The following is a 25,729-nucleotide window of genomic DNA, read 5'->3' as shown; positions in this document are numbered from 1 at the left end:
CCACATTTTTGTCGGGGTGGCCGCAGGATTCATGTTCACCGCCAATCCCCTGTGGCGAGGGAGCTTGCTCCCGCTGGGTGGCGAAGCCGCCCCTGAAATCAGGCACTGCGATGCATCAGGGCCGGGTTTAAAGCGGCCGACCCAGCCCGAACCGTCTCATCAATACCTTCTCCAGCAACCCTTTGGGCAGCCACCCGGCCATCAACGGCAGTGCCCGGCTGCCGTTGCCCAGGCGCAGCAGGCGGGGCGGTCTGGGTTGTTGCACGGCTTTGAGCAACCCGACGGCCAATTCGCTGGCCGGGGTCGGGTTGTCCTGGGACGCCTTGGCCCGTGCGCGTATGCCGTCGCGCAAGGGCCACCAGGGCGATTGTTCGTTGAGCAACTGTTCAGCTTCCTGGCCAGCATTGCTGGCGAAGCTGGAGGCAATGGCGCCGGGCTGGACCTCCATCACCCGGATGCCGAACGGTGCCAGTTCCATGCGCAGCGCATCGCTCAAGGCATGCACCGCCGCCTTCGACGCGCAATAGGCGCCGGCAAACGGCGTGACCAGCACACCGGAGACGCTGCCGATGTTCACCACAATCCCCCTGGCCCGGCGCAGAACCGGGAACAGCGCGCGGGTCACACCGACGACGGCGAATACGTTGGTTTCGAACTGGCGCTGCATGGCCGGCACGCCGCCGTCCAGCAGCGGGCCCATGGCGCCATAACCGGCATTGTTGATCAGCACATCGAGGCCACCGTGCTGCTGGTTGATGCGTTCGCTCAACTGTTCCAGGGCCTGGCCGTCGTTCACGTCCAGTTGCACAGCGGTGAACCCGGCAGCGCTGAGCACGGCTACATCCTCAACTTTGCGCGCACTGGCCCAGACCTGATAACCAGCGACCTTGAAGGCATCGGCGAGGGCGCGGCCGATGCCGCTTGAACATCCGGTAATCAACGCAACGGGCATGGTTGCATTCCTTATGCATAAAGGTGGGGAAGGGGATCAGTCGGAGAAACTACCCTGCAATCGCTCGGCACGAAACTCCAGGGTTTGCGCACGGTAGCCGGGACGCAGTGGCGGCAGGGGCAGACAGTCTTGCCAGCCGGCGCCTGCCTGTAATTCGCCAGGGCCACGGTAGCGCGGTGCGTCGTAGGGGGTGTCGGCCAGGTTGATGGTATCGCCGGGCGCATAAGCCGCGATCCGCCAGCGCAGCTCGGTCAGCGGCACGTCGTTGCCGTTGTTCATGTTCAGCAACAGCGGGCGGTCGGCGGGGCAGTGTGCGGGGGCGTAGGTGAGGCGCAGTTCCAGACGCGCCAATTGCCGGGCTTCGCGGTTGTCCTGCCAGATCACCCACGCGGCCACCAGCCCTAGCCCGACGAAGGCTGCCAGGGACACCGGTAACGCTTTCGCCGGGTAGCGCAGCAGCAGGATGAGCCAGGTGATGACCAGCAAGACGCCGATAAGCATGTTTGAAGCCTCCGTTACCGTGATTACATCCTACCGAAGGGGGCGAGCCATGGATATTCGCCCAGCGTGCTCCGTCGGTCGCCACTGTCATGTCTGACAGTAGGTAACGGTGTTTTCCCTTGGTTAGATATCCAGTGAACGGAAATGGCGCTACGACTAAGAGGTCTGATCGATGGGCATGGATCACAAAACCCCGAGGCTCATGGCTTTCGACTCGCGCAGCCTGGCGGTCCGTTCAGTCGACTATTGCCGCAGTATCGAGCATGGACCCGCTCAACGGCGCATCAACCGCAACCTCTTTGATGCGGCGGGACGTTTGGCAAAACAATGGGATCCGCGCTTGTGGGCCTTGCAGCAAGAGGATGTTTTGGCCCCTGCCAACCTCACGACGGTCTATTCGCTGTCTGATGCCGTGCTGTGTTCGGCCAGTGTCGACGCGGGCCTGCAGATCGATCTTCCAGGGTTCGCCAGCGAAAGCTTGCGGGGTTGGGACGGGCGGGGGACGCAACGCGATCTGCTCTTCGACGCCTTGCTCCGTCCCGTGGCGGTGTTCGAGCAGGGCGGCGCGCAGCCGCGCCGGTGTGTCGAGCGTATGACGTATGGCTATCCGGGCCAGGGAAATCGCGACCACAACCAATACGGGCAGTTGATCCGTCACGATGACCCGGCGGGAAGCGTGTGGTTCGAGTCGTTTTCCCTCAGCGGGCAGGGCCTTGTCCAGAACCGTCGCTTCACCCATGACGCGACCTCACCTGACTGGCCCGAAAACGAAGAGGATCGCGAAGCATGGCTTGAGCCTGGTGACGGTGCCCAGTCCACGTGGAGTGTTGGCGCGCGGGGCGATGTGCTGGAGCAGACCGATGCCAGGGGCAATCGACAGCGCCAGACCCTGACGGTCGATGGCCGCATGGCCGACAGTCATTTGAGGTTGCAGGGGCAGAGCCATTGGCAGCCTCTGGTGAGTGATATCGGCTACAACGCCGAGGGCCAGATCGAACAGGAAACGGCCGGCAACGGTGTGCGGACCACGCTCATGTACAGCCCTGAAGACGGCCGGCTGCTGGAGCGCCCCGCGCGGCGCGGCGATGGCGAGGTGTTGCAACATTTGTTCTACGCCTATGACCACATGGGCAATGTGCTGAGCATCGAGGACAAGGCCCAGTCGGCGCGCTATTTCGCCAACCAGCGTATCGACCCGATCAGTCGATTTATCTATGACAGCCTTTATCAATTGATTGAGGCCACCGGCTGGGAAGCGGGCGGCCCCAAGCAGGGCCCCGATTCTATCGGTCGCGTTGATCCGGCAGCGGTCAGCAACTACCGGCAGACCTACCACTATGACGAAGGGGGCAATCTGCTGGAACTGATTCACGTCGGTGCTCAAAATCATGGTCGCCAGATCAAGGTGGCTCGCTACAGCAATCGTTGCCTGCCATACGACAATGATGTGCCACCCACGGAGGATGAAATCGCCGCCGCGTTCGACGCGCGGGGCAATTGCCTGGCGTTGGACGCGGGACGGTTCCTGGCCTGGGACCTGCGCAACCAGTTGAGTTCGGTCACCCCCATCGAACGGGCCTCGGGGCTCAATGACAGTGAGGCTTATGCCTACGACGGTAACGGTCTGCGCGTGCGCAAACGCCGCAGGCTTCACACTGGTGCCCGCACGCTGGCCGCCGAAGTGCGCTATTTACCGGGCCTGGAACTGCGCACCGACAGCGGCACAAGGGAGTCGCTACAGGTCATCACCGCCCAGGGCGCACTCAACAGTGTTCGGGTATTGCATTGGGAAAGCACACCGCCTTCAGGGGAAAACGACCTCTATCGATACAGTTTTACCGACCACTTGGGCTCGATCAATCTGGAGCTTGCCCAGGACGGGCGAATCATCAGCCGGGAGAATTTTTACCCCTTCGGCGAGACCGCTTATCTGGAGGAGACCGAAGTCAGTTACAAGACGGTCCGTTACTCGGGCAAGGAACGGGATGCGACGGGGCTTTATTACTACGGCTTCAGGTATTACGCACCGTGGCTGCAGCGCTGGGTTAACCCGGATCCGGCTGGTGATGTGGATGGGCTCAATCTCTATCGAATGGTACGTAACAATCCGTTGACGTTTTTTGACGAGCAGGGCGAAGCGCCTAATTCAAAAACTTCACTTACCTCGACGGGAACCACTGCGAGCGATATTTATGAAAGGTACAAACAGGGCTTCAGCGAAACGGACAGGCAGTTGCCCTTCCAGATGATGGGCGATATCACCGGCAACAAGCTGAAATTCAAAACAGATAAAGCAACAGACTCGATGCTCGCGAAGGTCGAAACCAAGCGCTTTACATTGAGACACTACTCAGAGGGAAGCACAGGTGGGGCTCCACCGTTTATGGAAATTGCCTCAAATTTTTCGCTCGTTCATAAAGGATTGAAGGCGTTGGGGGGCAAAGGCGGAAATACCAACGAAAAGGACTGGACCAAAGCAGGTAACATCGCTTTTACCTTCTTTCTTCTGGCAGTGGATGGTGAGGTGAATGAACGCAAATTTCTTGGGTCAATGACCCATTACGCCGAGTACGACCTTGAGGACGACAGGGCGCTGGAGGCTGCGCTGGGAGCGGGCTTTGATAAGGTGGAGTTTTTTGCGTCCCCCGATGTACTCCATCCCACACACTCTTCGAATCTGGGGGGCGTCCGGATGGTGAAAGGTCATTTGAAAGATTTGAAAACACTGCTATTGCGTGGCTCGGAAATCAGTCCCATGCAAGTAGGAAGAATGGATTCGCGCACGCTGCTCAATACTATCGATAAGGCATTTGGCGAGACTCTGGAGATCAAGATTCCAGGCTCGATAAAAGTCAAAACCTGGCATAAAAAAACAACAGTATCGGCGCCTGGAAGAATGGCCGCATGATCGTATAAAAAAAGCCCCCACCCAACCCACTGCGGATAGGGGACGCAGTGGGCTGGACGGGGGCTTCTTGTTCTGCTGATCGTTACTGCGCGATGGTCTTCACCGACACGCCGCGCTCGACCGGGGTGGAGCGACCGTAGATGTCTTCGAAGCGCTCGATGTCGTCTTCGCCCAGGTAGCTACCGGACTGCACTTCGATGATTTCCAGCGGGATCTTGCCCGGGTTGCGCAGACGGTGAACCGACGCGATCGGGATGTAGGTCGACTGGTTTTCGCAGAGCAGGAACACGTTCTCGTCGCAGGTCACTTCGGCGGTGCCGCTGACCACGATCCAGTGCTCGGCGCGGTGGTGGTGCATCTGCAGCGACAGGCACGCGCCTGGCTTGACCGAGATGTGCTTGACTTGGAAGCGGCCGCCCATGTCCACCGAGTCATAGGAGCCCCACGGACGATAGACTTCGCAGTGGTTCTGGGTCTCGGTACGGCCCTGTGCGTTGAGGGTGTTGACCATCTGTTTCACGCCTTGGACCTTGTCCTTGTGGGCGATCATCATGGCGTCCTTGGTTTCGACTACCACGATGTTTTCCAGGCCGATCACCGACACCAATTTGCCGTTGCCGTGGATCATGCAGTTGCGGCTGTCCTGGATCACCACGTCGCCCTTGGTGACGTTGCCGTTGGTGTCTTTTTCATTGACTTCCCACAGCGACGCCCAGCAGCCGACATCGCTCCAGCCGGCCGACAGCGGTACCACGCAAGCGCGCTGGGTTTTTTCCATCACGGCGTAGTCGATGGAGTTGTCCGGGCAGCAGGCGAAGGTGGCTTCGTCGAAAGTGATGGTGTCTGCCGTCTGCTCACTGCGCTCCAGGGTCAGCAGGCAGGTGTCGTAGATGTCCGGATCGTGCTTTTTCAGCTCTTCGAGGAAGCGGCTGGCGCGGAACAGGAACATGCCGCTGTTCCAGAAATAACCGCCGGCGTCGACGAACTCGGTGGCCCGCTTGACGTCTGGTTTTTCAACGAAGTGCGAGACGCGGCTCACGCCTTCAGGCAGCAGCGCATCGTTGGTCGACTTGATGTAGCCGTAGCCGGTTTCCGGTTTGGTGGCCGGTACGCCGAACAGCACCATTTCGCCACGCTCGGCGGCCACGGTGGCCAGGGCCAGGGCGCGTTGCAGGGCTTTCTGGTCTTCGATCACGTGGTCGGCCGGCAGTACCAGCATCAACTCGTCGCGGCCTTCATTGACCAGCATCATCGCTGTCAGCGCCACGGCCGGTGCGGTGTTGCGCCCGAACGGTTCCATCAGGATGCGCTGGACTTCCAGCTTGCGGTTGGCCAACTGCTCGTTGACGATGAAGCGGTGGTCTTTGTTGCAGACCACGATCGGTGTGTCCATGCCTTCGAACACCAAGCGTTCGAGGGTCTGCTGGAACAAGGTGTGTTCGCCGGTCAGAGCCAGGAACTGTTTAGGGAATTGCTTACGCGAAAGCGGCCAAAGACGTGAGCCGCTACCACCTGACAAGATCACCGGAATCATGTTTTGTTACTCCTACAAATCGAAATGGTTTTAGAGCTACTGCGTTCTGTCGTTTCACTCTCTTGTTATTGTTCCGTGCCCGAATGACTGACCTTTCCTGTAGGAGCTGACGAGTGCAGCGAGGCTGCGATCTTTCCCCTGACACTTGAATCTCAAGCGAAGGATCAAGATCAAAAGATCGCAGCCTGCGGCAGCTCCTACACAAATAGGCGTTCAGCCTTTGGGCGAATTCATCAGCGGGTCGACACTGGGCGTTTCACCCATACTGGCGACAGGCTGTTGCCGTTGCCTGTGACGTACAGCACGGCCGCTTCGCCGCGCTCCAGGGCCACTGGCTTGAGGTCGCCGACTTTCTTGTCGCCGTCGAACAGCGCCAGGGTCACTTTCACCGGGTTGATTTCACGTTCGCCCCGGCTTTTGGCCGCCACGTTCGGAACCACTTCGGTCTTGCCGTCGGCGGTCTTGAGGGTCAGTGCCTTGTCGGTGAGGTTCTGCACGCGTACCAAGGACTTCTGCTTGTTCTTGAACGGCGGCTCCTCGATCAGTTGAGGCTGGCCGCTGGCGTTGTTGACCAGGGTGTAATAGTGATCGGGGGCCAGTTTCACCGGTACGGTCTGGCTGCCGACCTTGGCGCTGTAGTCGCCGCCGGGCATGAAGCTGAAGTCGCTGCTGGCCAGGGGTGCTACGTCACTGAGGTTAGTGCTGCCGACGGTGGCGCTGACTTCGGCGTTGCTGGCGTTGTAGATGCGCACGAAGCTTGAACCTTTTGGCGCAACCGGGCCGTACAGGGCCGAGTCACCGGCGAAGGCAGACAGTGAAAGGGCGCTCATGCTGGCGACGAGGGCAATGGCCTTGAAGGAGCGAGCGGCGAGACGGCGAGGAGTAGTGGTGAAAGTCATGGTGGACCTCTCTTTCAGTTTTGCGCCCGGTCGGGCGTCTCGGATTGAGTGTTAGCAGCTACGTTCTGTTGGTGGGCGCCAGCTTGTTTGAGCTCGGCGACCCACTGCGGGTCGGCGTCGCCAATTTCGTTGTTCACGGGCAAATAACGTTCAGGAAACTCCCAGATCAGCACCTGTGGCGGGCTGTTCTTGAAGGCGTCGCTCTTGAGGTAACTGAGCATCGGCAGAATCGGGCCATGGCCGTCTTCGGCGTAGTTCACGACATCGCTGTGCAAGGCTTGCTTGAGTGCACCGACGAAATTCCAGGTGGGGTTGGCGCTGTAGCTGGTGCCGATCAGGGCCACGGGCACCTGGGCGTCGGCAAACAGCGCGTCGTCGCTGGCCGGCTGGTCGTCGGCTTCGCGGGTGTTGCGTGTGACCAGCGGCTCCTGGGCTGGCATCAGGTTTTCGAACAGTGGGTCCAGGGGCAGGAACTGACGCAGGTCGCCCTTGTGGGTGATTTTTTCTCCAGTCTCAGTGACGAAGCGTTGTGGCTCGCCGTTGAGCGGGGTCTGCTCTGCTATGGCCTTGGCCAGGTTCTCGGCGGCGATTTGCGCGCCTTCCGGAGTCCAGTGGGTGTCGGTGCGCAGGAACACTTGCTGGCCGTTTTGTTTGGCCTGTTCCAGTGGGCCTAGCAGGTCGGGGGCCAGGATTTTGTCTGCCTCCACGCGAGCGTGGAAATTCTGGTAGAGGTTGGCGTGAATGCTGGACGGCTTTGTCTCACCCAGGTGTTCCGGATACAGGCGCGCCTTGGCTGGCAGGATCGCCATCACCAGGGTTACGCCTTGTTCCTTGAGCTTCTGGCGCACGCCTTCGACCAGCGCGTAGTTGCCTTGCAGGTTCTGCTCTTCATTGACGATCGGGTTGAACTCTTCGTCGCTGTACAGCCACTGATCGCGGCCCAGGACCACGCCTTTGCGGCCCTCGTTGAACAGCTTGTAGTCCAGTGCCGCCCAGATGTTGGTGCCCAGGCGTTTGATGGGGAACTGGTCGTCGTAGTGAGTCTCCACGGCTTTGGCCCATCGACCGTTGAGCACGGTCGCATCAGGGTTGGTGTTGAAACCGAAGAAGCTGCGCATCGACCACAGGCCCAGTGCTGTCAGGATCAGCAGAAACAGTGCGATGTAAACGATGCGTAATGAGCGGGTCATAGTCAGATCCCTCAGAACTGGAAGTAAAGGAACGGCGAGAAGCTTTGCGCCGAGAGTTTGAGAATCGAGGCGATGAACAACAGCAGCACCAGGGCGCGCATCGCGTAGCGGGACCAGTCCGCGGTCCAGTAGGCCGGTTGCACTTGGGCTTCGACGCCCACGGTGTAGCCCGGTTCGTGAATCTGCGACGGGTTGTCGCCCGGCACGGCTTTGATCAACCCTGGTTGTGCGGTGGCCGGGCCGTTGGCCTCGGTGTTCACCTCAGGTTTGGTCTTGACCGGCGGACGGTTGGTGTAGAAGTCCCGCAGGCCGAAGAAGGCGAGGGTGATGTAGGCCACCACCAGCGTGGCGATCTGCAGGCCGGTGAGGTTGGCGCGGGTCAGTTCCGACAGCGACCAGTCGCCGAAGCTGAACATGGCGCCGTACATGCGACCGGCCACGTGCAGGTTCTCGGAGCGGAAAATCACCCAGCCCATGACCACCAGCAGGAAGGTCAGCGCCCAGCGGATCGGGTTGATGCTGCGTGGCGTGGTGTTGATGCCCACGGCCTTTTCGATGGCCAGCCAGATACCGTGCCAGGCACCCCAGATCACGTAGGTGATGTTCGCGCCGTGCCACAGACCACCCAGCAGCATGGTCAGGAACAGGTTGCGATAGGTCATCAGCGTGCCTTTGCGGTTACCGCCCAGGGTGATGTAGAGGTAGTCGCGCAGCCAGGTGGACAGGCTGATGTGCCAGCGCCGCCAGAACTCGGTGATCGACTGGCTGATGTAAGGCTGCTTGAAGTTTTCCATGAAGCGGAAACCCATCATCAGGCCCAGGCCGATGGCCATGTCGCTGTAGCCGGAGAAATCGAAGTACAGCTGCGCGGTGTAAGCCAGGGCGCCGAGCCAGGCATCCCCCGTGGTGGGGTTCTGCAGGGCGAAGCAATGGTCGGCGACCACCGCCAGGGTGTCGGCGATGAACACTTTCTTGATGAAACCCTGCATGAAACGCGTGCAGCCTTCAGAGAACTTGTCCAGCGTGTGGGTGCGGTTGTTGAACTGATCGGCCAGGTCGCGAAAGCGCAACACGGGGCCGGCGATCAGGTGCGGGAAGATGGCCACGAACGCTGCGAAGTCGATCAGGTTGTGGGTCGCCGGGGTGTCACCGCGATAGACGTCGATGATGTAGCTGATGGACTCGAAGATGTAGAACGAGATCCCGATCGGCAACAGTACATGGGTCAGGATGAACGGCTCCAGGCCGAAGCTGGTCATGATCGCGTTGAGGCTGTCCACGCCGAAGTTGGCGTACTTGAAGTAGCCCAGGATGCACAGGTCCACCACCACGCCAAGCAACAGCCAGCGTTGGGCCGGTTTTGTGCGCACGCCAGCGGCGCCGACTTTCAGGCCGATCCAGTAGTTCCACAGGGTCACGCCGGCGAACAGCAACAGGAAGTCCACCCGCCACCAGGCATAGAACACATAGCTGGCGGCCAGCAGCAGCAGGTTGCGATAGCGTTGCCCGCTCAAGTAGTACAAGCCGAGAAAGATCGGCAAGAACAGAAACAGGAACACATTGGATGAAAATACCATCCCGATCTCTCCATGTTGAATCAACAGTCAAGGGCCAGAGCCCCCCCAAACCCCCCCCATGAAAGCCGGGGGGTTTTATTGCATTCGAAACAGACCACATTCCCTGCCAGGCAGGGAGGGCAGGTCAGCCGCCTTTCTCACCCTTCTCCCGCGAAGGGTCATACACCCGGGTCAAGTCTCCGCCGAGGCGGAAAGTCTTGAAGGGCTGCATTTCGTGTTTACGTTCCAGCACATCTTCGGAGCAGGTGTAGAGGCTGCAGAACGGTTCAAGCCAAGCGAATTTCGAGTCGATCTTCAGGTCCTTCATGTCCTGCTCGTCGCCGTTCTTCTCTTCGAAGATGTCCGGGTCTTTCACCCCGGCCAGCACCCGGTCACCCAGTCGCTTGAGCGCGCCGTTGTTTTCCTGGCGCAGGTCCACGCCGTTGACCTGGGCGAAACTGGCGATCATCGCCAGCGGCGGCAGGGCATAGTTGTGATAGGACAGGGCCCGTTGCTTGCGCTTGAGCTCGTTGGGCAAGAAACCCTCGGAGTCGACCTGATTGACGCCGACCTTGTATTCCTTGACGGCCCAATCGAACAGGTCGCGGCGGTTGGTCGCCACCGACGTGGCCATCACCGACCAGGCTGCCCAGTAGGAGTGGTTGTTGGTCTGGGCCAGTGGGAGGTTGTCCCAGTCGCTGACCACCTGATCGGCCATCTTGCTGAACCAGCTTTCGATCAGTTGTGCCTGCTCCTGGTGGTTCGCCAGCGGTTGGGAGTCAGAGAACTTCAGGCGCACATAGGCCGAAGACATGCTGCCCAAGGCCCATTTGCGCATGGACTTGCCGGTGTGGTTGAAGTCCTTGGACATCAGCGCATCGGCCTTGGCCCAGGCGGTCAGCCAGTTAAGGGTGCAATCGAGTTGCTCGGGACGGCCGTCGCGCATGAATTGCATCACTTGCTTGCTGACGCCACGCTCGATCTTGGTGATGTCGGCGGTGCTGTCACGGAAGGCTTTTTCCGATTGCACGTTCAGCGTCGAACGGGCCTTGTCGGAACCCTCGTACTTGCTGCGAAACTGCAGCGACCCGGTGTAGGGCGTCGGTGGGGTGTCGCAGCTTTCGGCAGGACCGCCAACCTTGAGTTTTTCGATGGGTGCAAAGTAACCCTGGGGCGGGCGCAGCGGGGCCGCGGCCTGCGTGGCGCCGGCGAACATCGCCAGGCTCAGCAGGGATGGAGCCAACAGTGTTTTCAACGTTCGGGTGCGCATGATTCTAGTCATGAGACGAGACCTCATTGTCCGATTTGAGCCGTGCTTTGCGCGGCTTGCGGAGATGCGTTGCGTTTGCAGATTTTCGCTTCTATTTGCTGTGGCTCTGCACCGGCTTCGGGGCCCTGGACTTCAACAGCCAGCAGGTTCTGGGAAGCCCAGTCCTCATCGGTGCGCAATTGGAAGGCGAAACGTCCGTCGGTTTCGGAGGTATCCGGTTTTTCAATCTTGATGTCCTCGTGGCGCCCATTCATGTACCAGAGGGTGGCTTGCAAAACTTTCACCGACGTATCGGCGAATTGGATGTCGATCTGGTGACTGCCGTTACGCAGGTCCATATTCTTGCTATTGACCATCAATTCGTTCTTGCCAGGCTTGAGGGCAGCCTTGCTGCTCATCAGGGCCGGCTTGCCTTCGCAAGCGTTGTTGTCCAGCAACGCCATCATCTGGCGGTAGATGGTTTCCTGGTCCAGGCGATACAGCGGCGAGAATTCCCAGATCAGAATCTTCGGTGGGTTCTTCTGGAATTCTTCGCTGCCCAGGTACTGGATCATCGCGCCTTCCAGACCCCCGCCGGGGAAGGCGACGTTGAGGATGTCGGCGCCGATGGCTTCTTCCAGGAAGCCGGCGAAGTTGTAGTTCTTGCCGCTGTGGCTGGTACCCACGAGGGTGATCTGTGGGTTGCCGGAATCGCCGAACAGGTCACTGTCGCCGGCCTCGCCTTTAGGCTCGGTGGTGAACTGGTCCATGTACTGGATCGCGTAGCTGGTACCGCACAGCTGCCCGGCCATGTTGTGCAGGGTGCCGGTCTTGCCCATGCGGCCAGACTTCTTGGTCTCGAACTCACGCTTGGGAATGTCGGCGAAAGCCGGGATCTGCTTGACCTTCTCAGCGACGATTTTCGCCGTGCGCTGGGCGCCGTATGGCGTCCAGTGTTGGTCGCCACGGAAGTAAAAATCGTGGGCCGGCAGGGTCTCGGGCAGGTTTTCATTGGTCAGCGGCGACAGGTCTGGCACCACATAGCCCATCTGGGCGAAGCGACCGAGCATGGTTTTGTAATTGCCCAGGGCTTTTTCGTAGTCGAAGCCGGCCTTTTCCTGCGGGTTGAGCTTGTTGCGGTTCACCAGGCCTCGGGTCGGCTGGTAGACAATCACCAGCTCAACGCCTTTGCGCTTGAACGCGTCGTGCAACTGCTGCATACGCTGGTAGCCGGCCGGGGTGGTATTGAATTCGGTACGCAGGTCTTCCTGGGTACGGAACAGCCAGTCGCCCTGGGCCTGGACCAGCGTGGTGAAGTTTTGCTGATAACGCGTGGTGTAGTTTTTCGCATCATAGGCGGCAGGGCACAGGCTGCAGCAGGGTTCGGCCGTGAAGGTCGGTGCTTTGATTTCTTCGGCGCGCACGCCGCTGGTGGCGGCGAGGATGCCGGCAGCCAGGGCGGACAGGCCCAGGAGTTTGATCATCTGTGGCTTCATAAAGGTCATCCTCATTCCCGCAATTCGGTCTGGCGTTCGACAGGGTCGATCAGCACGGCTTTCTGCTGGCGTACCAGCAGGTCGAGAATTTCATCCTGGCGCTCGCCCAGGATTCCCGAGAAGCTGATACCGCTGGATTTGGTCGGCGCGAGCATGGACACGCGGTACAGTTCAACGCTCAGGGGCGAGTCGATGGACAGCGGGCCGCTGCCGTTGGCAGCCAGTTCGCCGCCGACCACGATCAGCGAGACCTGGGCGTCGAACGGGTCGAGCTTGATGTCCCGGTCGGTGTTGGACAGGTCCTTGATGTGACCGTAGATACCGGTCAGGCCATTGGCCATGGATACGTTTTCGTAGAGGCGGATATTCACGCTGTTACGAATCCGGATGCCGTGGCGCCGGTTGCTGATCACTTTGTTGTCCCACAACAGATTGTCGGCACTTTCATAAAGCGTGATGCCGTCGGTGTGGTTCTTGTAGATCTCGTTGTAGGCGATCAGGTTGTTCACGCTGTTACGGTCGATCACCAGGCCCGAGAGTTTGTTGTCGTAGCTGCGGTTGTTGAAAATGAAGCTGTCGTTGACCTCACGGGAAATAATGATCCCGTGCTTCTTCTTGGTCCCGTAGACGGTGTTGTCGGCGATGATCAGCCGATGGGAACGGTCGTGGGGGTCGATGCCGTAGACGATGTTGTCTTTGTAGGTGTTGCCCTTGAGCACAAAGTCGCGGGTCTCGTAGCAGTAGAAGCCGTACCACATGTCCGAGAACTCGGAACCGATAATCCAGCCGGTCGGCTCCGAACGCTTGAGGACCTTGGCCATGTTCGGCGTGTACTGGGAAATACTCACCCCATACGACTTACTGTTGGAGTAGCCAAAGCTGGCCATCTTGCTGTTGACGATGTAAGTCTCGGTGCCGCCCCATGCCAGCAGGAAAGGACGGAATTCCTTGGGCGAACGGAACGTGGCGGGGCCGTTATCCTTTTCGCGCCAGCCGGTGACCTTGGTGTCGCGGATGAACATCTGGCCATCGTTGACCAGGAACGCGCCGCCCTCCTGGGACAGGCGCAGTTCTTGAGTCTGTTTGTCGATTTCCAGGATGCCTTTGCGGCCCACCACGATCGGAATCTTGGCCAGGTAGACACCCGGCGAGGTTTCGTTGAGGTACTGCTTGGGCACCTTTTTGACCAGGTCCTTGAGGTTCATGTAGCCATCGTCGATGAAGATGGCCTGCGGGATGCCGTGCTGACGCACCACCCACTCGGCCATCTTGTTGTCACCGCCGATGAAGTCCTTCAAGGCGTCTTCCTGCATCATCCGGCGCACGCTGATCTTGCCGGGCTTGGTACGCACGATTTTTGCCGCGACCGCCTGGGCAGTGAAGCCGGAGATGTCGGGCAGGGTCGGCTTGGCCAGCTCCAGCGGTCCGGTCGGCGCGCTGCTAACGGTGTAGGTCTTGGCCTGTTGCAGTTCTTTGGCCACGTTGCCCGGCTTGACCACCGGTTCAACGTTGGCGAACGCCGGCGTGCCAGCCAGCAGCATCGCTGCGACCAACAGGCTGATCGAACCTTTCATCGCCTGGCTGTTCCTGAGGTAGCGGTTCATATCGGGCACTCCTATGGCCGTTCGCATCAGAAGCGCCAGATCACGTCGACAAAGGCGCGATGCATGTACGAATCGACCTCTTTGCCGTAGGCGTCGCCTGGCTTGAACACACCGCCACGAAAGCGCACCAGCGCCGACGGTTCATCAATGGACTGGCTCAGCGCAGCGGGCAGCAGACCTTGTTTGAAGTACTTGGTGACCACCAGGTCGACTTCCTGGCCCAGGTCCTTGTTGCCGTCGTTCAACGGCAGGGACGAAGAGGACAGAACCGCGCCGGTCACGTCGTCGTAGTTGTTTTCCACGGCATTGATGCCGCTGCCGCCAATGGGTTTGTTGCCGTCCACGCGCCAGAACTTGTGGTACACCAGGCTGGCGTCGTATTCGTCGCGCAACTGCCAGGAACCGAACAGGGTCGCGGTCTGGGTGTTGGCCATTTCGCTGCGAAAGGCTTCGCCAAAACGGTGGACGCGCGAACGGGTGCCGGTGAAGTTCGAGCGGTTGCTTTGCAGGCCGTTCTGCTCATAGTCCTCGCTGGCGCGGGCATAGGCGGCACCGACTTGCCATTGCGGGTCCAGACGCAGGCGGATACCCAGGTCAGTGGCCCAGCCATTCAAGTCTTCGTTGCGCTTGGCTTGCGCCGGGCGAGTGCCGTCGGCGTTGAGCGCGTTGACGGTGTCACGATCGCCCGTCATGCCGGTGAGGCTCGCCCAGTAATTGACGGTGTTGGTGTTGCGCCAGTTGTAGGCGTCGCTGTTGGCTTCCAGGCCCAGCCAGGTCAAGTCGCCGTTCTCGGTCTTGTCCTGGGTGTCGGTGGCTTCGCCCGGGGTCGGGTAATCGAGGCTGCCGTTGTCATGGGTATGGTGCGCACGGATACCGGCCCATTGACCGGGCATCCACTGGTAACTCACGTCGCCGTAGAGGTGCAGGCGATCCTTGTCCTTGGGGGACAACTCCTTGAGGTCGGTGCGGTATTCGCTGAACCGTTCGGCAGTACCGAGGTTGGCCCGCAGCAACGTGGTGTCGAAGGTCCAGTTCAGGGCTTCGATGTTGGTGTCGCGCCATTGGCCGTCGTCGTTGCGCAGGCGCTGGCGACCGAACTTCAACAGCTCACCCGGGTAAGGGGTCAAGCCGCGGTAGCCAATCCAGAATTCGCGCATCGCCAGGTAGTTTTTCTTGGTTTGGCGATCACCGCTGTCGGTTTGCTGAGTACCGTCATCAGACTGTTGCAGCGTGTCGGTCTCGATCACGTCGGTAGACGTCACGGCCTGTGCCATGGCGTAGGCGCTCCAGGCACCGCGTTCGCCATAGATCCAGGGACGCAGATCCAGGCCGATACCGTTGACATCGCCTCCGCCCTGGGTGCCGAGGTCGCTGTCGTCTTCGGACTGGGCGGTGGCCTTCACTTCAAGGCCGAAGTTCTGGCTATCGGTCAGGGCCGCCAGGGTCGGGCACGACCACAGCAGAGCAAACGACAGGCCAATACCGGCCTGCACAAAAGGATTGAGCTTCAAAGGCTTCATAGAGGTTCCTCGCCGTCATCTTCTTTTAGGGCTTGCAGTTCCAGCGTATCGGGGCTCATGGCGCCGCGAATGGCCTGCTCCTGTTTGAGCAGGCGCTGGGCTTGTGCAAGCTGCTGCGGCGGCAGTTGGGCTTCGAGGGTCTGGGCAAGCTCATTGGCCTGCGGCGTGTTCTGCGCCTTGGCCAACTGGCTGAACACATAAGCGTTAAGCGGGTCGGGCTTGGTGCCCTTGCCCTGGGAGAACAGCTGGGCAATGGCAAAATCGGCACTGTTCTGACCGTTGCGGGCGGCCTTGAGCAAGTGGTCCAAGGCTTTTTGCGAGTACACCTGGCCCAGGTAACCGCGGCGATAGATCTGGCCGAGGTAGTAATCGGCGGCCACTTCGCGGCCGACGGCTTTCTGGAAATGCTCCTCGGCAGCCTTTGCATCGGCCGGTACCCACTTGCCTTCGTAATAGAGCTTGCCCAACAGCAGCTCGGCACGAGGCTGGTCGGCGGCGCGGCCGTTCTCCAGGTACTGCATCATTTTGTCGACGTCACCCAGTTCGGGGAAGTCGTAGAGCAGTTGCGCCAGGCTGACCCAGGCAGCGGGGTAGGCTGGGGCAATCCCTTCGAGCAATGACTGAGCGGTGCCTTCGTCGGTCTTGCCGAGGCTGGAATCGGCCAGTACCCGGGCGACGCTGTCGACGCGCTGGGCGGATACCACGCCACGGCTTTGACCGGCCTGCATCTGCTTGAGCAACTCGGCCTGCTGATCTGGTTGGCCGCGTTTCTGATAGACCGTGGCCAGTTCGACGTAGCAGATGTCAGTGGTGGCCAACGCGGCCTTGCAGACCTTCTCAACTTCGTCCAGGTGCTGGTCGTAGGTGCCCTGGGTGCGATAGAGCAGGATCTGCGCCAGGCCCGCTTCCGGGTAACCGGCGCTGCGCCATTGGCTGATCTGCTGCTGAGGGTTGACGTTCGGGAAGCTGTGGGGATATTGCAGGTACAGCATCGCCAGCGGAATGAGGGTGTTGCCTTCACCGTTGGCGAAGGCTTTCTTCAACAGGCCTTCGGCTTCGTGTTTTTCGGCTTCGGTGGAACCGGGCTTGGCCACCAGCAAGCGACCCAGGCGAGCCTGGGCCCGTGGCGAGACATCGACCGCGGCGCGATAAGTCGCCTCGGCTTTTTTCATCTGCTCGGGATCATGGCTGTCCACCTGAATATCGGCCAGGCCCACCTGGGCTTCGCTGTAGCCCAGGTCTGCCAGTTGCTGATAGTTCTGCTGCGCCAGCGCTGTGTCGCCGCGCTTGAGGGCTTCGTTGGCCAGGCGCTGGTCGGGCAGGCCGGCGCAGCCGGCCAGGCTTACAGCCAACGCCAAGGCGCAGAATGCACCTGTGTGAGCGCGAGCAGGTTCACGACGGCTCGTTGCATCAGACACACCGCGCAGGTCCCATTGGGAGCAGGCTCGCTCCCACAGGGTGTGCGGTGTCTTGTTGTTTTGTAGAGTCGTCACGGGCATGTCCTCCGCTTAAAGACCGACGGCCATGGCTTTGTCGATCAGCCAGTTCAGGTTCGGACCACGGTCGCTGTTGACTTCTACCGGCCGGCCAGCCAGCGAGCTGTCCAGCGGTTCATCGGGCTTGATCAGCACACGGATATCGGAAGACAGGTCTTCGCTTTTCAGGCTGGTGCTGTTGACGACCTTGCCGGTACGGATGGTGTCTTCGCCGGCGACCTGGAAGCTGACCGGGGTGCCTGGACGCACGTCGCTGAACTGGCGATAGGAGAAGCGTGCCTCGACGTTGGCTTCGGTGCCCCGTGGAACCAGTTGGAAGATCACGTCGCCCTTGCTGGCGTACTGACCGTTGGATACCAGTTGCTGGGCCACGATGCAGTCGCACGGAGACGTCAGGGTGCCGGTCATTTGCTTGCCGAACAGTTCCTCAACCTTGGCCGGCTGCAGCTGGTTGTCGTCCAGGTGACCCTTGAGAACGTCGAGCATGCTCGTGCTGAACGTCGCCAGCGGGGCGCCTTTGGCGGCCACGCCGTCAGCCTTGACCAGGCTTTGCACGGTGCCGTCGCGCGGCATGGTGATGGACATGCCCTGTACGTTCACCAGACCCGCCTGGGCGTGGCTGACGAAATACATGCCGTACACCGATTTGAAGATGAAGCCGAACGCCGCCAGACCGACGATGAAGATCGCCAGGCTGAAGGTCACGGCCCGCAGGCGACCCAGGGCGGTCATGCCACCGTTGTCATTCTTTTGCTTGCGCGCCTTGGTGAAGTTGTCGCGCTGCAAGGTCGCCAGCACATCGCCGACGCCGACGATGTCGCCGGCCAGGTGCGAGGTGATGATGTGACGCAGGGTCGAGATATCCTGAGGTTCCAGGTTCTGGAACTGGCAACCGGTACGGCCGGTCTGGCGGTCGTGGGAGCGGATCTGCAATTCAACGTCCATGGCCAGGCCAAGGTTGTCGATCACGAACTGCAGGCGACCCTTGTAGGATTCGCCGATCTTCAGCTGCATTTCACCGGCATTGAAGCACAGGCCACCGGCGGACAGGTCCAGGACCTTGACTTCCATTGGCGTACGGTCGGGGCCGAAGAAGCGCAACTTGGCCGGGATTTTTACTCGGGCGTGTTGGCGCTGGGCTTCGGATTCATGCACTACATTGACATTCACGGCGGTGTTCATAAGGGCGATTTCCTAGTTAATTCAGGCGAGTCCGGTCAGACCATCAACAGCAGCACGGCAACAAAAATGCTGCCGGCGGAGAAGGTCATGGTCCGAGACGACCAAGTGTTGAACCAACGTTGAAAGCTGGCGAGATCACGGGTCAGTTTGGTGTCCTGGCGGGTCCAGGACTGTTGGTCGAGGCGGAAAAACACGTAAATTTTCACCAGTGCGCCGACGATCTGGTTGTAGTAGAGAATCACCGGGTAGGCAGGGCCGATCCGGTGTCCGGAGCACGACAGCAAGAGGGTCAGAATCAACCGGGTGATACCAATCCACAGCAGATAAACCAGGATGAACGCGGTGCCGTATTTGAAGCTGGCGATCAGTGCTACGGTCAGGCCCAACAGCGAGGTCCACATCGATACGCGCTGGTCAAACAGCACCACCGAGGTGAACAGGCCCAGACGTTTCATACCCAGGCCCAGTGCCCGGGAGTTTTGCCGCAGGTTGTTGCCGTACCAACGGAACATCAACTTGCGACTGGCCTTGATAAAGCTCTTTTCCGGCGGGTGCTCGACGGTGTTGATCGCTGCATCGGGCACGTAGAAAGTGTCGTAGCCCAGGCGCATCAGGCTGAACCAGCTCGACTTGTCGTCACCGGTGAGAAACTTGAAGCGACCCAGGCGCCAGTGTTGCAGCGAGTCGCTTTCCACGTCGGCGATGAAGTCCGGGTCGGTGACCACCGTGGCGCGAAACACCGACATGCGTCCGGTCATGGTCAGCACGCGCTTGGACAGGGCCATGGAGCACATGTTGATGTGGCGCTGAGCGAAGCGCAGTTTGTGCCATTCGCTCATGATGTAGCCGCCACGCACTTCGCAGAACTCGTTGGTGGTCAGGCCGCCGACGTTGCCGAACAGTTGGAACCACGGCACGGTCTTGCGCACGACGCCTTCGCCGAGCACGGTGTCGCCATCGATCACGGCGACCACGGCGCGTTCGTCCGGCAAGTGACGGGAAATCGCGCGGAAACCGAAGGCCAGGCCGTCACGCTTGCCGGTGCCAGGGATGCGTACGAAATCCAGCTTGACCCGCTCTGGCGGGTTCATGCGGCTCCAGAGACTCTTGATCAGCAGTTCGTCGGACATTTCCACGATGGAGCAGACCAAGGTGGCGGGCAGTTCGCATTCGATGGCTTCGCGAATCACCGAGCTGTAGACCTGGGCGGTGGTCAGCGCGTCGATCCGGAAGCTGGTGACCATCAGGAACACGTGGGACGGATCCGCAGCCTTGCCCAGCTTGCGTACCTTGCGGCGCAGGTGCGGGTAGACGATGTACAGGAAGATCATGCCGCGCACGAAATGCGTCGCGCCCATGGAGTAACGCCAGATGCCTACGGCGCCGATCAGGAAGATGAAGTCCTTGGATTCGGAGTCGAACGTAGACGTGGGCAGCGCCATGGCGATGCCCATCAATAAACTCAAGTAAAACAGCCAACCGGCGGCCTGAAGCAGGCCGTGCTTTAGCCTGTGCATAATCTGCATCCGTCTCTATCTCGGGCGGGCCTTGTGGGCGGCCCGATGGGTTAAGGCAGGCGAAAGGCCGGCCGGGGCCAAGCCCCGGCCGGCAAACAGACTTACCAGCAGATGCCTTCGGTCCGGCCACTTGGGTTCGTGGCCTTGGACATGAAGCCAACCAGGTCGATGACCTGTTTGCCTTCGGGTACATTCTCGGTCAGCGCGCGGAACTTCTCGTCGCGGTTGCCGAGGATGATGATGTCGGCGTTGTCGATCACGGCGTCGAAATCAGAGTTGAGCAAGGACGAGACGTGAGGGATCTTCGACTCGATGTAATCCTTGTTCGCACCATGGACGCGGGCGTATTCGACGTTGCTGTCGTAGATGTTCAGGTCGTAGCCCTTGCCGATCAGCATTTCCGCCAGTTCTACCAGTGGGCTTTCACGCAGATCGTCGGTACCGGCCTTGAAGCTCAAGCCCAGCAGGGCGACTTTGCGCTTGTCGTGGCTGGAAACGATGTCAAAGGCGTTCTGCACCTGGGATTCGTTGCTGCGCATCAGCGAGTTGAGCAATGGCGCTGCCACGTCCAGGGAACCGGCGCGGTAGGTCAGGGCGCGAACATCCTTAGGCAGGCACGAGCCGCCGAAGGCGAAGCCAGGGCGCATGTAGTACTGGGACAGGTTCAGCGTCTTGTCCTGGCAGACCACATCCATCACTTCACGGCCATCGACGCCGACGGCTTTGGCGATGTTGCCGATCTCGTTGGCGAAGGTCACCTTGGTGGCGTGCCAGACGTTGCAGGTGTACTTGATCATCTCGGCGACGGCGATGTCCTTGCGGATGATCGGCGCATCGAGTTCTTCGTACAGCGATTGCAGGACGTCACCAGAGGCTTTGTCGAACTCACCGATAACGGTCATCGGAGGCTGGTCGTAGTCTTTGATCGCGGTGCTTTCACGCAGGAACTCAGGGTTGACCGCGACGCCGAAATCGACACCGGCTTTTTTGCCGGAGCAGTCTTCCAGGATCGGGATGACCACGTTTGCCACGGTACCTGGCAGTACGGTGCTGCGAACCACGATGGTGTGGCGGGTGGTTTTGTCGCGCAGGACAAAACCAATCTCGCGGCACACGGCTTCGATGTAGTTGAGTTCCAGATCGCCGTTCTTTTTGCTAGGAGTACCGACGCAAATCATCGACAGGTCAGTATCGCGAATGGCCTCGGCGAAGTTGGTGGTGCCGCGCAGACGGCCTGTTTCAATGCCTTGTGCCAACAGCTCGCCAAGACCAGGTTCAACGATCGGTGACTTACCGGCGTTGATCATGTCGATTTTGTCTTTGGCGACATCCACGCCAACTACGTCATGGCCCCGTGCAGACAGGCAACCGGCACATACTGCACCGACGTAACCCAAACCAAATATGCTAATGCGCATCGCATTTACCTCTGTTTTTCACGCCAATCAATGGCCGGAGTTAATAGTGTTCAGCGGTCATAGCGCACTCGGAAGTGTGGCATGCAGGCGCCACAATACCGTGTGCAGGCATACTTAAGTTCCGAGTGTCTAAATAATTGCACTCAAGTTGTGCGCAAAGCGGCCTAGTTGTTATGACCTGCCCTGTTATGCAGCCAGTCCTCGTTATCGGGAACGTTCGTGCAAAGGTCTTTCACTTCCGACTTCTGGCAAAAAGCCCACAAAATCAGAAGTTTGTGTGCTCGGGTGAGCACGTAATAGGGGCGCAGCCTTGGCCTTGTAGGGGATACTAATGGTTCTTTATCTCCCGTCCATTAAGGGTGAGTCAAGTGAGGCGACCGTTTCGCTAAGTTGTCGTGACAACTTGGTTACTGTGATCGACGTCCAATGTAAGTCATCTCTTACACGCTCGGCGAGAATCGTTACGGGTGGTATGAGCCGTGCATTTGGACATAGTTCCGATCCGCTCATCGTCATTTTCGAAATTTTTCGAAATATTATGAAAGATGGCACTGGTCTCACGATGATGGCACTTGCGGTTTCGGCCTTTAATAACGGGGAGTTAAAGCGGGTAGATATTTATATGCCACTACCAATAAAAATTTTTGGTGCCACTACGCAAAAAACTCACGCATGTCGAGTGAAAGAAAAGTTAGCCGAAGGGCGGGATAATTTATTGGCGCCATAGAACTGGCGAAGTGGGGCGGAAAGTTGGATGACAGATTCTAGTTTTATAGAGGCCCCCGATCAGGGGGCTATATTAAAGTTGTGCTTTATTCAGGGGCGTGGTCACGCAGGAAAACCAGTTTGTCCGGGCTCGACTGTTGTGCGTTGAAGCGGTAACCCTGTGCGTCGAACTGTTTGAGTGCCGCAGGATCGTTAATGCGCTCTTGAATGACAAACCGGCTCATCAGCCCTCGGGCCTTTTTAGCGTAGAAGCTGATGATTTTATGCTGGCCGTTTTTCAGGTCCTTGAATTCGGTGTCAATGACACGCGCGTTCAGTGCGCTGCGCTTGACTGCCGAGAAGTATTCGTTGGAGGCCAGGTTCAGCAGCACGTTATCGCCTTGCTCGGCCAGGGCTTCGTTCAGCCATTCGCTGATGCGGGTTCCCCAGAACGCGTAAAGGTCCTTGCCCCGGGCATTGGCCAGTTTCGTGCCCATTTCCAGGCGATAGGGTTGCATCAGATCCAGTGGGCGCAACAGGCCATAGAGGCCCGAGAGCATGCGCAGGTGTTGTTGCGCGTAATCGAAATCGGCTTCGCCAAAGCTTTGCGCGTCCAGGCCGGTGTAGACATCGCCCTTGAAGGCCAGCAGTGCCTGTTTGGCATTGACCGGAGTGAATGCCGGGGTCCAATTGCCGAACCGAGCGGCATTGAGGCCGCCGATCTTGTCGGAGACGTGCATCAGTTCACTGATCTGTGCCGGCGAAAGTTCACGCAATTGCTCGACCAGCTCCTGGGAATGGTCCAGGTATTGCGGCTGGGTAAAACGCTCGATGATCGGCGGTGTCTCGTAATCGAGGGTCTTGGCGGGGGAAATCACCATCAGCATGCAATTCGTCTCCTTCAAAGGTGCGTCGATTCTAGGGGGTTGTCCGGGTGTACTCCAGCTATCGAGGCAATAGGTGATCGGTGGCGGGTGGGGACTGCCACAGAAGCTCCCTTGTCACAAAAGGTCCGTAGCTCAGCTATGATGCCGCGCGGGTTTCGTTATGGAGACATCCCTTTTGCGCATCGTCCTTTTATTATCGGCCTGGTTCCTGAGCCTCGGCGCCATTGCCGCTCCCAACGACGTCGCCACTCTGGACCGCAGCACCTGGCCGGAACAACTCACCAGCCCGACCCTGTTCGACGTGGCCTCGCGGGCCGAGATCCTGATGTTCGCCCGGGTCCTGCTGGACACCGATGCCATGGACGAAATCGCGCTCAAGCAGTACCTGGGCCTGCGCACGATCAATATGGCGGCGATCAACACCCTTCGCGCACGGCTGTGGCAGCGGTTGCTGAGCAACTACAACTTCGCCCAGCAGAGCTGCGATCAGGATGCTTCCTTCTGTTACCTGGTCGAGGACATGGCGACCCTGCGCGAAGAGGCTCGCCGATTCCAGCTCGATGAAAATTCCTATTACATCAGATGGGCCGAGCCGAGCCGGATCTTCCATACCCAATACCGGGACGAATTGCTGCGCAAAGCCGCGCTGTTCCCCCAGGCCAGTAGTGAAATCGAACGTTTCGGCGATTACGAGCGCAACGGCGATGACATGAACGACCGGCTGTTTCTGCTGACCTTCGACAGCGGTGCCAACGTTGCGCCGGACAATACCCCGTGGCTGGCCGAGTACCTGCGCAAGTCGAACATGAGCGGCACGTTCTTTGTGCTGGGCAAGGACATCCAGGCGCGTCTCGCGGACCGCTCCGTCAACAGCCTCCAGGTTTTATATTCGCGACAATGCGTGGGTGTACAGGGCTGGGAGTTCCGCTCCCACAGTTATTGGCAGGATTGGCAGGATTCGGTCCGACGCAGTGTCGAGTTGGTCAAGGGCAAGTTGCCCGAGAATTACGTCCCGCTGTTCCGACCGCCCCAAGGCCAGCGTCGTGGCGATGCCGAAGCTTTTTTCAGGACCCAGGGGCTGCAAGTGGCGCTGTGGGATATCGACCCTCAGGACAGCAGCAACCGACTCAAGCCCGAGCAAAGCGCCCAGCGTGCGCTAACCCTGATGCTGCTGTGGCGCCACGGGGTGATCAACTTCAATGCCAAGCAGGATGCGGTGAAAACGGCGATGCCCTGGCTCATTACGCAAACGGCGCAAAGCGGGATCGGTTGGGAAGATTGTCAGGACGCGTTTCGCTGATACCGCAAAAGGCCCGGAAACACTGGGGGAGGAGGGGAATTCGGCGCACATTCATGGCGACCGGACTTCCGACTTTAACGGCGCGACGGCGGTACGCCAAGCGTTATTCGTCACTCTGAAAAATAAACTTCAAAAAAGCGTCAAAGTGCTTTTTCCTGTCATGGTTTTTGGAGTATCAAGAAGACAGACCGCCGAAACCTGCAACACAGGTGGCGTCTTCCAAGACCCAGTTTGTGTGCAGTTCACCTGAATCGTCGCGGGTGAATTCGGTGGCTACTTCGAGGCGCAGCACTGTCAAGGTATTGCGTCGAATGGCCCCCACAAAGGTGACCGAGTATGGATGACCACGGACGTAGCTATTCCTCCCACCAGCCTATCCTTTATGTACTCGATACCAACGTATTGATCCACGATCCAAACGCCCTGCTGAACTTCGAAGAACACCACGTCGCCATCCCGATGACCGTGCTTGAGGAACTGGACAAACTCAAGGGCGGACACCATAGCGTTGCCGCTGAATGCCGGCAGGCGATCCGCCTGATCGACAAGACCCTGGCGGACGCCTCCCCTGAAGACGTTGAACTCGGGGTGCCGATCCAGCGTGGCAAAAGCGGCCCCAAGGGCCTGCTCTCGATCCTGATGAGCAAACGCACCGAACCCAACCTGGTGCTGCCTGAACACCTGAACGACAACATCATCATCAACCAGTTGATCGACCTGCACGCGCGCAACAAGGATCAAGCCGTGGTGCTGGTGACCAAAGACATCAACATGCGCCTCAAGGCCCGCGCCTGTGGTATCGCGGCGGAGGACTACAGCACCGACCAGCTGGTCGACGACGTATCGCTGCTGCCCAATGGCTATCACAACATGACCGGCTCCTTCTGGGACCGTGTGAGCAAGGTCGAGACCCGCCAGGACCACGGCCGCACCTGGCACCAGGTGCAACTGATCGACAACTTGCCGGCGGTGCACATCAATGAGTTCATCATCGACGAACAAGGCTTCGTCGGTTGGATCAAGGAAATCCAGGTCGACAAGCTACTGATTCTCGACCTCCACCAGGAGCCGCTGCTGCATCAGGAGGCCTGGGGCCTCAAACCTCGTGACATTTACCAGAGCCTGGCCCTGTTCGCCTTGCTCGACCCGGATATCCACCTGGTCAACCTGTCTGGCGCCGCCGGTTCCGGCAAGACGATCCTGGCCCTGGCCGCCGCCATCGAGCAGACCATGGTCAGCAAGCGCTATCGGCGCATCATTGCCACCCGCAGCGTGCAGGGCCTGGACCAGGAAATAGGCTTCCTGCCCGGCACCGAAGCGGAAAAAATGGAGCCTTGGCTGGGGGCCATTACCGACAACCTCGAAGCCTTGCACATGGATGACGAAAGCACCCATGGCAGCGTCGATTACATCCTCAGCAAAGTGCCGTTGCAGTTCAAATCCCTCAACTACATTCGAGGCCGCAGCTTCCAGCAGAGCCTGATTCTGATCGACGAATGCCAGAACCTCACCCCGCACCAGATGAAAACCATCATCACCCGTGCCGGCGCCGGTTCCAAAGTGGTGTGCCTGGGTAACCTGGCGCAGATCGACACCCCTTACCTGTCCGCGACCAGCTCCGGGCTGACCTACCTGACTGAACGCTTCAAGGATTTCCCCAACGGGGTCCACATCACCCTGCAGGGCGTACCGCGCTCGATCCTGGCCGAATACGCCGAGTCGCACCTGTAACTTCACCCAAACCGGGCGGCTCTCAAGCCGCCCGGTTTTTTTATGGATGTACGAAAACCCTGTGGGATTTGCAGTGACTGGGAA

Annotated in this window: 19 protein-coding genes; 4 read left to right on the top strand and 15 right to left on the bottom strand. The window is 59.5% G+C overall.

Annotated elements, in window-relative coordinates:
- Positions 1-127: 127 nt before the first annotated feature.
- Positions 128-952, bottom strand: a complete 825-nt coding sequence (locus ACA047_RS24120; protein ID WP_497353657.1) for an SDR family oxidoreductase — start codon at positions 950-952, stop codon at positions 128-130.
- 36 nt (positions 953-988) lie between these two features.
- The gene (locus ACA047_RS24115) at positions 989-1,453 is read right to left on the bottom strand and encodes a multidrug transporter (protein ID WP_497353655.1); all 465 of its coding nucleotides are present in this window, start codon (positions 1,451-1,453) and stop codon (positions 989-991) included.
- Positions 1,454-1,625: 172 nt separating this feature from the next.
- On the opposite strand from ACA047_RS24115, the gene ACA047_RS24110 reads away from it, so the two are divergent.
- Entirely contained in the window at positions 1,626-4,361 is a 2,736-nt protein-coding gene (locus ACA047_RS24110) for an RHS repeat domain-containing protein (protein WP_497353653.1), read from the top strand.
- 82 nt (positions 4,362-4,443) lie between these two features.
- Here ACA047_RS24110 and ACA047_RS24105 read toward each other — a convergent pair whose 3' ends face one another.
- The 12 genes from ACA047_RS24105 to ACA047_RS24050 all read right to left on the bottom strand — a co-directional run bounded on the left by ACA047_RS24105 (position 4,444) and on the right by ACA047_RS24050 (position 21,022).
- A complete protein-coding gene (locus ACA047_RS24105; RefSeq protein WP_497353651.1) occupies positions 4,444-5,895 on the bottom strand; it encodes a mannose-1-phosphate guanylyltransferase/mannose-6-phosphate isomerase in 1,452 nt (483 codons plus the stop codon).
- Between the two features lie 233 nt (positions 5,896-6,128).
- A complete protein-coding gene (locus ACA047_RS24100; RefSeq protein ID WP_497353649.1) occupies positions 6,129-6,794 on the bottom strand; it encodes an alginate O-acetyltransferase AlgF in 666 nt (221 codons plus the stop codon).
- Positions 6,795-6,808: 14 nt separating this feature from the next.
- A complete protein-coding gene (locus ACA047_RS24095; RefSeq protein ID WP_497353647.1) occupies positions 6,809-7,984 on the bottom strand; it encodes an alginate O-acetyltransferase in 1,176 nt (391 codons plus the stop codon).
- A gap of 11 nt (positions 7,985-7,995) precedes the next feature.
- Entirely contained in the window at positions 7,996-9,561 is a 1,566-nt protein-coding gene (locus ACA047_RS24090; protein WP_497353645.1) for an MBOAT family O-acyltransferase, read from the bottom strand.
- 124 nt (positions 9,562-9,685) lie between these two features.
- Positions 9,686-10,810 carry a mannuronate-specific alginate lyase gene (locus ACA047_RS24085; RefSeq protein ID WP_497360520.1) on the bottom strand — a complete coding sequence of 375 codons (1,125 nt, stop codon included), beginning with the start codon at positions 10,808-10,810 and terminating at the stop codon, positions 9,686-9,688.
- A 23-nt stretch (positions 10,811-10,833) separates the two neighbouring features.
- Complete coding sequence (locus ACA047_RS24080) at positions 10,834-12,285, bottom strand: alginate O-acetyltransferase (RefSeq protein ID WP_497353643.1); 1,452 nt, start codon at positions 12,283-12,285, stop codon at positions 10,834-10,836.
- A gap of 11 nt (positions 12,286-12,296) precedes the next feature.
- Complete coding sequence (algG, locus tag ACA047_RS24075) at positions 12,297-13,889, bottom strand: mannuronan 5-epimerase AlgG (RefSeq protein ID WP_497353641.1); 1,593 nt, start codon at positions 13,887-13,889, stop codon at positions 12,297-12,299.
- A 26-nt stretch (positions 13,890-13,915) separates the two neighbouring features.
- Positions 13,916-15,400 (bottom strand): alginate export family protein, encoded by a 1,485-nt coding sequence (locus tag ACA047_RS24070; RefSeq protein WP_497360518.1) that lies wholly within the window; start codon positions 15,398-15,400, stop codon positions 13,916-13,918.
- 5 nt (positions 15,401-15,405) lie between these two features.
- Entirely contained in the window at positions 15,406-16,908 is a 1,503-nt protein-coding gene (algK, locus tag ACA047_RS24065; RefSeq protein WP_497353639.1) for an alginate biosynthesis TPR repeat lipoprotein AlgK, read from the bottom strand.
- Positions 16,909-16,917: 9 nt separating this feature from the next.
- Entirely contained in the window at positions 16,918-18,087 is a 1,170-nt protein-coding gene (locus tag ACA047_RS24060) for a PilZ domain-containing protein (protein WP_497353637.1), read from the bottom strand.
- A gap of 35 nt (positions 18,088-18,122) precedes the next feature.
- Complete coding sequence (gene alg8, locus ACA047_RS24055) at positions 18,123-19,604, bottom strand: mannuronan synthase (RefSeq protein WP_497353635.1); 1,482 nt, start codon at positions 19,602-19,604, stop codon at positions 18,123-18,125.
- Positions 19,605-19,705: 101 nt separating this feature from the next.
- The gene (locus ACA047_RS24050; protein WP_497353633.1) at positions 19,706-21,022 is read right to left on the bottom strand and encodes a nucleotide sugar dehydrogenase; all 1,317 of its coding nucleotides are present in this window, start codon (positions 21,020-21,022) and stop codon (positions 19,706-19,708) included.
- 472 nt (positions 21,023-21,494) lie between these two features.
- Here ACA047_RS24050 and ACA047_RS24045 point away from each other — a divergent pair, with 472 nt between their 5' ends.
- Positions 21,495-21,749 (top strand): hypothetical protein, encoded by a 255-nt coding sequence (locus ACA047_RS24045; RefSeq protein WP_497353632.1) that lies wholly within the window; start codon positions 21,495-21,497, stop codon positions 21,747-21,749.
- An 85-nt stretch (positions 21,750-21,834) separates the two neighbouring features.
- On the opposite strand, the gene yaaA is transcribed toward ACA047_RS24045, so the two are convergent.
- Positions 21,835-22,614 (bottom strand): peroxide stress protein YaaA, encoded by a 780-nt coding sequence (yaaA, locus tag ACA047_RS24040; RefSeq protein ID WP_497353630.1) that lies wholly within the window; start codon positions 22,612-22,614, stop codon positions 21,835-21,837.
- A gap of 175 nt (positions 22,615-22,789) precedes the next feature.
- On the opposite strand from yaaA, the gene ACA047_RS24035 reads away from it, so the two are divergent.
- Both ACA047_RS24035 and ACA047_RS24030 read left to right on the top strand, forming a co-directional pair.
- Entirely contained in the window at positions 22,790-23,914 is a 1,125-nt protein-coding gene (locus ACA047_RS24035; RefSeq protein ID WP_497353628.1) for a polysaccharide deacetylase family protein, read from the top strand.
- Positions 23,915-24,250: 336 nt separating this feature from the next.
- A complete protein-coding gene (locus tag ACA047_RS24030) occupies positions 24,251-25,645 on the top strand; it encodes a PhoH family protein (RefSeq protein ID WP_497353626.1) in 1,395 nt (464 codons plus the stop codon).
- Positions 25,646-25,729: the final 84 nt, after the last annotated feature.

It is taken from the genome of Pseudomonas sp. LBUM1664, assembly GCF_059695895.1.
This window is presented reverse-complemented; position numbering and strand designations above follow the sequence as displayed.